This is a genomic window from Amycolatopsis sp. TRM77291 (assembly GCF_054166285.1).
The window spans coordinates 5,537,497-5,545,005 of the sequence record NZ_JBSZHF010000001.1 but is presented as its reverse complement, the minus strand read 5'-3'; the positions used below and the strand labels follow the sequence as shown (position 1 = coordinate 5,545,005).

Below are 7,509 nucleotides of genomic sequence, written 5' to 3'. Positions count from 1 at the left end.
AACCCCGCGCGGGGGCGGCCGGGGCGCCCGCCCACGGCACGGGAGAGCCGTTCGACGACGTCGTCGAACGGCCGGAACGGGAAGCCGTCGTCTCGGTCCGCAGGAGCACACCTGACTGTTCAGGGAGGCGGGCTTCGCGGAAGCGGCCCGGTGTGGCAGTTCAGCGACCAAGTCCCGGCCGCGTTGCCCCCCGGACTCAGTCCGACCAGCTGACCAAACCCGCGTAGCCGAAGCCCTGGCGGCCGCAGCCGGTCCAGGTGACGAGGTGACCCTGTCTCACGAAGCGACACTGGAGTACGGCCGGGGTCAGGAGCGGTCAAGGGCATGGCGAACGCCGAGGACGGGAGGGTCCCGGTCCTCGGCGTGGTGCCGTAGGTCAGTGGCGGGTGCGCAGTTTCCGCAGTCCCCACATTTGCAGGGCGGCGAATCCGGCGACGGTACCGGCTTGCAACACCGTCCAGGTCGTGCCGATCACGTTCGTGCCGAGGACACCGAACGCGGCGACTCCGATGCTGGCCAGTGCCCACAGCAGGTTCGCGCCGATCACCAGCTTCGTCATCGACGCCGACGGTTTCCGTTGGGCGGCCAGCACACCGACCGCGAGTCCGTAGGCCGTCAGGAAGGTGCCGATGCCGAGCAGCAGGCCGGCGCCGGTGCCGAGAAGTCCGGCGACGGGGCCGGACGCGACCAGGTAGATCAAGCCGTTGCCGCCGGTCACGAGCGCGTCCAGGGCGAGTACCCGGCGCAGGATCGTGGTGGTGGGCGTGGTCGTGGCGTTGGTGGCCGGAACGGTTGCGGTGGGGGCGGTCATCTCGTTCTCCTCTGTCCGATGGTGAGTAGTCGCGCTGTGGTGATCACGAAGTGGGAAAGCTCTGCCCGGCATGGCCGGGATCAAGGTGTGGGGATCTTGTCGAGAAAGCCGTAGACGTTGCGGATGCGCCCGTTTCGAAGACCGCGACGTCGAAGCCGACCACCATGGCTTCGGCGCCCTCCGCCCCGAGCTCCCAGGTGAACCGGGCCTGCTCGTGATGGATGTCGACGACCTCGCCCAGGGTGAACACGAAGCCGGGGAACTGGGCTTGGACCGCGCCGATCGTGGCGTCGAGCTGGTCGCGACCGTGCGCTTCCGCCATCGGGTCGATGTAGCTGCATTCCTCGGCCCACACCGCGTCGATCTTGGCGCGGCGCGCGGCCGGGTCGGTCTCGTTCCAGATCGCAAGGTAGTCGTTGACGAGTTCGCCGAGGTCGCTCACCTGAGTGCTCCTTGCCGTGGTCGGTGTTTGCTCGTTCTTGCTGATGAGAACGTTAGGCAAGGTCAGCGACCGAGGAATCGGTCACGAATAGGTACTTCCGGCAGGAGCGGCCGATCGGCATAAGTAGGGTTCGCGACATGCTGCACGGCCGGGACACCGAACGCCGCGCCCTCGACGAGCTGCTGTCGGCCGTGATGGCCGGGCACAGCGGGGCGCTCGTGGTGGTGGGTGAGCCCGGAATCGGCAAGACCACGCTGCTGGACTACGTGGCGAAGACAGCGACGTCCGAAGGCGCGCGAGTGCTCCGCGGCAGCGGTGTGGAGTTCGAGGCCGAACTGCCCTTCGCCGGCCTGCAACTGCTGCTGCGGCCGGCGTTGCGGCACCTCGATGCGCTTCCGGAGGCGCAGGCGGCGGCGCTGCGCAGCGCCTTAGGCCTTGCCCCGGCCGGCGGCGGCGACCAGTTCCTGATCGGGCTGGCGGTGCTGTCGCTGCTCGCGTGTCTCGCCGAGGACGAACCCTTGGTGTGTCTCGTCGACGACGCCCAATGGCTGGACCGTGCCACGGTAGAGACCTTGCTGTTCGCTGCCCGCAGGCTGGCCGAGGAGGGCGTACTGCTGGTCTTCGGCGCGCGGTCGCGCCTTTCCGCGCAAGGCCTGCCGGAGCTCAAACTGACCGGTCTGGACGCCTCGGCCGCCACCGCGCTGCTCGCCGAGCACGCGGACGACCTGACCCCGCAACTGCGCTACCGGCTGCTGGCCGAAGCCGCGGGAAACCCGCTGGCGCTGATCGAGCTTCCCGCCGCCCTCGGTGACGCGGGCTCCGCCCTGGACACGCACCTGCCGCTGACGGACAAGCTACGAGCGACCTTCACCGCCCAGCTGGACCGCCTTCCCGACGCCACGCGGTGGCTGCTGCTGGTCGCTGCCGCGGAGGACACCGGTGACCTCGCGACGGTCCTGCCCGCCGCCGCGGTGTTCGGTGCCACGGTCGCCGACCTGCGCCCGGCCGAACTCGCCGGGCTGGTCGTCGTCGCCGACGGCACCATCGGCTTCCGGCACCCGCTGGTGCGGACGGCGACCTACCAGGGCGCCCCGCTGGCCGACCGGCTCGCACTGCACCAGGCACTCGCCGGCGCGCTCAGCGGCCCCGAACACGCCGACCGGCGCGCCTGGCATCTGGCCACGGCGAGCACCGGACCGGATGAAGCGGTGGCGGAAGAGCTGGAGCGGACCGCGACGCGCGCGGGCCGTCGCCACGGCCACACCGCCGCCGCGACGGCCTACGAGCGGGCCGCACAGCTCAGCCCCGCCGTCGCCGAGCGAGCGCGCCGGCTCGTGCTCGCCGCCGAAGCCGCCGCCGAGGCCGGAGAGGTGTCCAGGGCTCGTTCGCTGGCCGTCGAGGTGGCCGAGCCCCCGGAGGATCCCGAGTTGCGAGCCCGGCTGGTCAAGGTCGACGCCGTTGCCCGATTCGCCGAGGGACGGGCGGGTGAAGCGCACCGGCTGCTGCTCGACGCGGCGAACCTGACGGGGCTCGGGCCGGACCAATCGCTGGACCTGCTGCTGGAGGGTTCCTACTTCGGCTGGTTCGCCGGACAGCGCGAACTGGCCGAGAGCCTCGACCGGCTGACGGCTCTGCGGCACGAACCGGGTGGCGCGAGGGGCGCGATGGCCCGGCTACTCGTCACGGCGATTTCGGTTCTCCTCGACCGCGATGTCGGGCCTGCCGACCTGGCCGCGCTCGGCGAGCAAGCCTGCCGGCACGCGGACGCACCGCATCAGCTGCTGCTGGTCTGCGGTCTCGAGCTGGCGACCGGCCAGGACGCCGCCGTGCTCTCGCTCGCCCGACGGGCCGTGACCGAGGCCAGGGCGGCCGGCCGGATCGCGCGGCTGCCGAACTTGTTGTTCCTGCTCGCCGAGGCGCAACTCGCGACAAGCCTCCACCGCGACGCCCTCGCCTCGGCCACCGAGGGGAACCAGATCGCGGAGGACACGGGCCAGCACCAATGGCGCGGGATGCACGCCGGGCTGCTGGCCTACGTCACGGCCATCGAGGGCGACGACACGCGATGCCGCGATCTCGCCGACAGCGTGCTTGCCGCGCCCGACGGCCCCGGCACCCACCGGGCCACCTGGGCCCTCGGTGTGCTCGACCTCGGCAGAGGCCGCGCCGCAGCCGCGTTGGCCCGGCTCGCGACGCTCGCCGAGTCACCGGGCGGCTACGGCGTCGCGGCGACCCGCAGCGTGCCCGACCTGGTCGAGGCGGCGGTGCGGGTCGGCGAGCCGGCCAGGGCGGGCGAGGCCTTCGATCGGTTCACCACGCGCGCCGGGAGCATGCGCCAGGCGTGGGCCGACGCCTTGGTCGCACGCTGCCGGGCCCTGCTCGGCCCCGAGCGGGAAGCCGAAGACCACTTCACGACCGCGCTTTCCCTGCACGGCAAGGATCGTCGTCCGTTCGAGCAGGCGCGAACCGAGCTGCTCTACGGAGAATGGCTGCGCCGCGCCCGCCGCAAGGCGGAGGCGAGCACCCATCTGCGTTCCGCCAAGGAGACGTTCGAACGATTGCAAGCCAGGCCGTGGCTCGAACGGGTGGAAGGCGAACTCAGCGCCACCGGAGTGACAGGCAGCGGCGGCGGGCACGCCACGTTGCACGGCCCGCTTGCCCAGCTCACCCCGCAGGAACTGCAGATCGTCCGGCTGGCGGCCACCGGGCAGTCCAATCGCGACATCGCCGCGCAGCTGTTCCTCAGCCCGAGAACGGTCGGGCACCACCTGTACAAGGCCTACCCCAAACTCGGCGTGCAATCCCGCGCCGAACTCGCGAGCCTCACCCTGCGGGACCCTGCCGCCGCTTAGCGTGCGGCGAGTTCAGGCCACGTCCTTCGCCTCGTTACCCCAGAGGTAATCGACAGGGTGCGGTTTCTCGAAGATCCTTTGGCCAGAGCCGGGAACACCTACCCACCACACGTTCCTGCGCCGAGACGGAGCCGAGAATCGGCTTTCCCCCGAAGCGATCGGAGAAAACCCATGCGGGTTTCGCGCATCATCCCCGCCCTCACGGTGGCCGTTTTGTCCTGCGTCATCTTGGCGACATCGGCGAACGCCGAACCGCAGGCCCGGCAACCGGACCGGACAACGGCGGAAGTGCCGGCGAACGTGCGGCAGTTCATGGCCGCCTACCGTGACTGGGGACGGAACGCGCAGGATGTCGACGCATACCTGAACCTGTTCGTCCAAGACGGAACTGCGCGCCTGTGGGACAGCGGGCTCGAAACGCCCAGGGACTGGGCGGGGATCAAAAGTCAGATCGAGGGCGTACTCCGGCTGGTTCCGGACTATGTCTTCGTGCCGGAGACCGTCACCTCCAGCCCGGACGGGAGAGTCGTCTTCGTCGAGGCGCTCAACACCGGCACGATCAAGGAGAAGCCGGTCTCCTTCAAAACGATGCACCGGCTCGTCCTCGGTGATCCGGCTGCGGGCAAGGACCCCGCCCGGGTACAGGACGGCAGGCGGTTCTGGGACCAGGTCAACATGTTCCGCCCGGTCGAGGATCCGGTGAACCCGCTGCGGAACCTCTTCGAGGGAATCGCCTCGTCGGTGACCGATCCGGCTCCGGCGGCCCCCCTGCCGCCTCGCGTGCGGCAGCTGGCATGGAACCGGGAAGCGGCCGAGATCCTGGTCGCCGGCGTGGACGGCACGGCGACCCTGCGGGGACCTGGCCTGACCACGCCGATCTCCGGCCGCCGGGCCATGACCGAATACCTGGACCGGTTGTTCGGCGCGGTCCGCGACATCCGGCTCGAGCCGCGGGCCACCGTTTCCGCGGATGGCACCGAATACCGGGAGTGGATCGGTACCGCGGTGGCGCTCGGTGGTGGCGACCCGCGCACTATTCCCTTCAGCCTGGTCGAGCGAACGGTGCGGACCGCGACCGGCACGGCATGGTCGCTGCACTTCGACACCCTGGACCTGATCGCTTCCGTCCAGACGGTGAAAGAACTACGCGCCCGGATCTTCGGCTAGACACCGTGTACGGGCAGCACTCGAAAAGCCCCTGACCGGAAGACAACGGTGCCGGAGCGACCTTGGTTCGCTCCGGCACCGTCGTCTTTCATGTCGATCTCGAGGGGTGCTTTGCGGCACAGTGTCACAGAGGCGTGGTGACGGAGACCCGATGGCGTCGCGCGCGCCCGAGGTCGACCGAGGCGTCACGCCACGTTTGCCTTATCCCGTGGGCGGGGCCGCACGCTGCGGTGTGCTGCCTTCAGGTCATGCCTGGAGCATGGCCGCGACGTGCCGGAATCAGGCGGCCGGATCGGCGGAAGACCCGCGGCTTTGCGGTGCCGTTCGACCTCGTCTCCGATCCATGACGACCCGAAATCGCGGGCCTCACTCCTTGCGCGGGAGTATCCCGTGCAGGACCACCTGAGCGAGCGCCTCGGCTTGGTGCGCGGGCGAGAACAGGTCGGGGCAGGCCAGCCAGGTGGCGGCGACACCGTTGACCGCGGCGATGATCGCGATCGCGCCGGACTCCGGCGGCACCACTTCACCGTGGCGGTCCACGCCGGTGTCGACGTGCTCGGTCACCTGTTCGTAGATCGCCCAGCCGACCCGGACCTGCCGCACCTCCTGGCCGAGCGCGACACCGCGGTCATCCCCACCCTCGCCGTTCTCGACGGGCTGTTCGGCAGGCCGCACGCATCGGAACTGCTTGCCGACCACCGCATCGAGCCCTACCTGCCTCGCTTCACCGCGAGCCCTATGTGCCCTCGCCTTGGCGCCTGCTGCTGATCATGAAGTAGGCAGAGCGGCAAGATCGATCCTCCAGAAACCCTCCGACCGAGGTTCCCGAATCGATACGCGGCGGATCTTCAAGTGATCACCGGAGCTCATCGGTCAACCAAAAAACCCTCCCTGACCTGCGGAAGTTCCGCTGATTTGGGAGGGTTTTCGTACGGTGGACCTTGGGGGAGCTTATTACAACCCGAAAGACCAGGTCAGCGCGCTAGAAAGGCTCCGCGAGAAGCTTCCAAGCCTTGACGTGCCGGAGCCAACGCGGGTCAAGGGCGCCCGGCCTGGCCGTGTCCGGAAGCTCGGCGAGGCTCAGGTCCAGAAGCTGATCGCTGGCTATCAGGCTGGCTCGACGGTGTATGAGCTGGGTGCTCAGTTTGGGATCGAACGGCGAACGGTCAGTGACGTTCTTCGTCGCCACGGTGTGCCGATGCGCCGTCGCGGTCTCTCGCCTGAGCAGGTCGACGAGGCCATTCACCTCTACAACCTCGGCTGGTCCCTGGCGCGAGTCGGACGCCATTTCGGCGTCGACCACGTCACGGTGCTGAACAAGCTGCGGGAACGTGGTATCCCTAGGCGAGACAGCCACGGGCGTCCGCGTCTCGAGGCAGGTGGTCCCCAATGACTCGGCCCGCTACGTCCGCTCTATCCGGTTCGGAAGGGACCACCGTTGTCCGTGCCGTCACCATGATCATGGGCATCGTCGTCGGCCTCACCTTCCTCTTCGGTTTCGGGAACGTCCTCAACCTCGCGCTCCGGCTCGGCGTGCCCGTCTGGGTCGCGCCGCTGGTTGCTCCCGCGGTGGATTTGTCGATTCTCGGGCTGTTGCTCGGCATCCGGCATCTTGTGCTGATCGGCGTATCCCAGGAGGGACTAAAGCCTGCTCGCCGATTGCTGGTCTTCTCGAGTGTGGTCACCCTCGCGCTGAACGTGGCAGAGCCTCTCATGGCAGGCGAGTTCGGGAAGGCCGCCTTCGACGCAGTAGGGCCGCTTCTGCTGATTGGCTGGTCGGAAGTCGGCCCTGGCCTGCTGCAGACGCTTGGTGCGCCAAGCCGGGAGCCGGTCATAGCGGGCGGGAACCGACCGGAGCCGCGCGTGGCTGCGACCTCGGTGGAGGGGTTGCCAGGGACGGAGCCTCAGCTCAAAAATCAAATCCCGCGAGACTGTGGCGAGCGAGCGGCGGATCGGCCGACGCTGGCTACTCTTCTAGCACAGGCGAAGAGGGAGGATGCAGCTCATCGCACAGCTCACCAGAAGCCGATATCGGCTGACGCCCTGCGGGTCCGGCTGAGGGTCGGTTCTGCTCGGGCCCGGCAGCTTGTCAAGATCGTTCGGGCCGAGTTCGAGGCTCTATCTGACCAAGGACACGCGGGGCTTGGTGCAGATAAGTCACGAGCTGCGGTGACCATGGCGGGGCGAATCGACTGCGCAGAAGCCTAGGTGTATTGACCTAGGAACTCGACCTCGAT

At 68.9% G+C, this 7,509-nt stretch carries 7 protein-coding genes; 3 read left to right on the top strand and 4 right to left on the bottom strand.

Going from position 1 to position 7,509, the window contains the following annotated elements; translation table 11 throughout:
• Window positions 1-376: 376 nt before the first annotated feature.
• Both ACXIZN_RS25560 and ACXIZN_RS25555 read right to left on the bottom strand, forming a co-directional pair.
• On the bottom strand, window positions 377-811 hold the full coding sequence (locus ACXIZN_RS25560) for a hypothetical protein (RefSeq protein WP_457957289.1): 435 nt from the start codon (window positions 809-811) through the stop codon (window positions 377-379).
• Window positions 812-854: 43 nt separating this feature from the next.
• Window positions 855-1,253 (bottom strand): nuclear transport factor 2 family protein, encoded by a 399-nt coding sequence (locus tag ACXIZN_RS25555; protein WP_457957287.1) that lies wholly within the window; start codon window positions 1,251-1,253, stop codon window positions 855-857.
• 137 nt (window positions 1,254-1,390) lie between these two features.
• On the opposite strand from ACXIZN_RS25555, the gene ACXIZN_RS25550 reads away from it, so the two are divergent.
• On the top strand, window positions 1,391-4,105 hold the full coding sequence (locus tag ACXIZN_RS25550) for an ATP-binding protein (RefSeq protein WP_457957285.1): 2,715 nt from the start codon (window positions 1,391-1,393) through the stop codon (window positions 4,103-4,105).
• A gap of 171 nt (window positions 4,106-4,276) precedes the next feature.
• Window positions 4,277-5,272: a nuclear transport factor 2 family protein gene (locus ACXIZN_RS25545; protein ID WP_457957283.1), complete on the top strand. Its 996-nt coding sequence runs from the start codon at window positions 4,277-4,279 to the stop codon at window positions 5,270-5,272.
• 366 nt (window positions 5,273-5,638) lie between these two features.
• On the opposite strand, the gene ACXIZN_RS25540 is transcribed toward ACXIZN_RS25545, so the two are convergent.
• Window positions 5,639-5,947: a hypothetical protein gene (locus ACXIZN_RS25540; protein ID WP_457957282.1), complete on the bottom strand. Its 309-nt coding sequence runs from the start codon at window positions 5,945-5,947 to the stop codon at window positions 5,639-5,641.
• A gap of 307 nt (window positions 5,948-6,254) precedes the next feature.
• A complete protein-coding gene (locus ACXIZN_RS25535) occupies window positions 6,255-6,575 on the bottom strand; it encodes a hypothetical protein (RefSeq protein ID WP_457957281.1) in 321 nt (106 codons plus the stop codon).
• A 152-nt stretch (window positions 6,576-6,727) separates the two neighbouring features.
• Here ACXIZN_RS25535 and ACXIZN_RS25530 point away from each other — a divergent pair, with 152 nt between their 5' ends.
• On the top strand, window positions 6,728-7,480 hold the full coding sequence (locus tag ACXIZN_RS25530; protein ID WP_457957279.1) for a hypothetical protein: 753 nt from the start codon (window positions 6,728-6,730) through the stop codon (window positions 7,478-7,480).
• Window positions 7,481-7,509 lie beyond the last annotated feature (29 nt).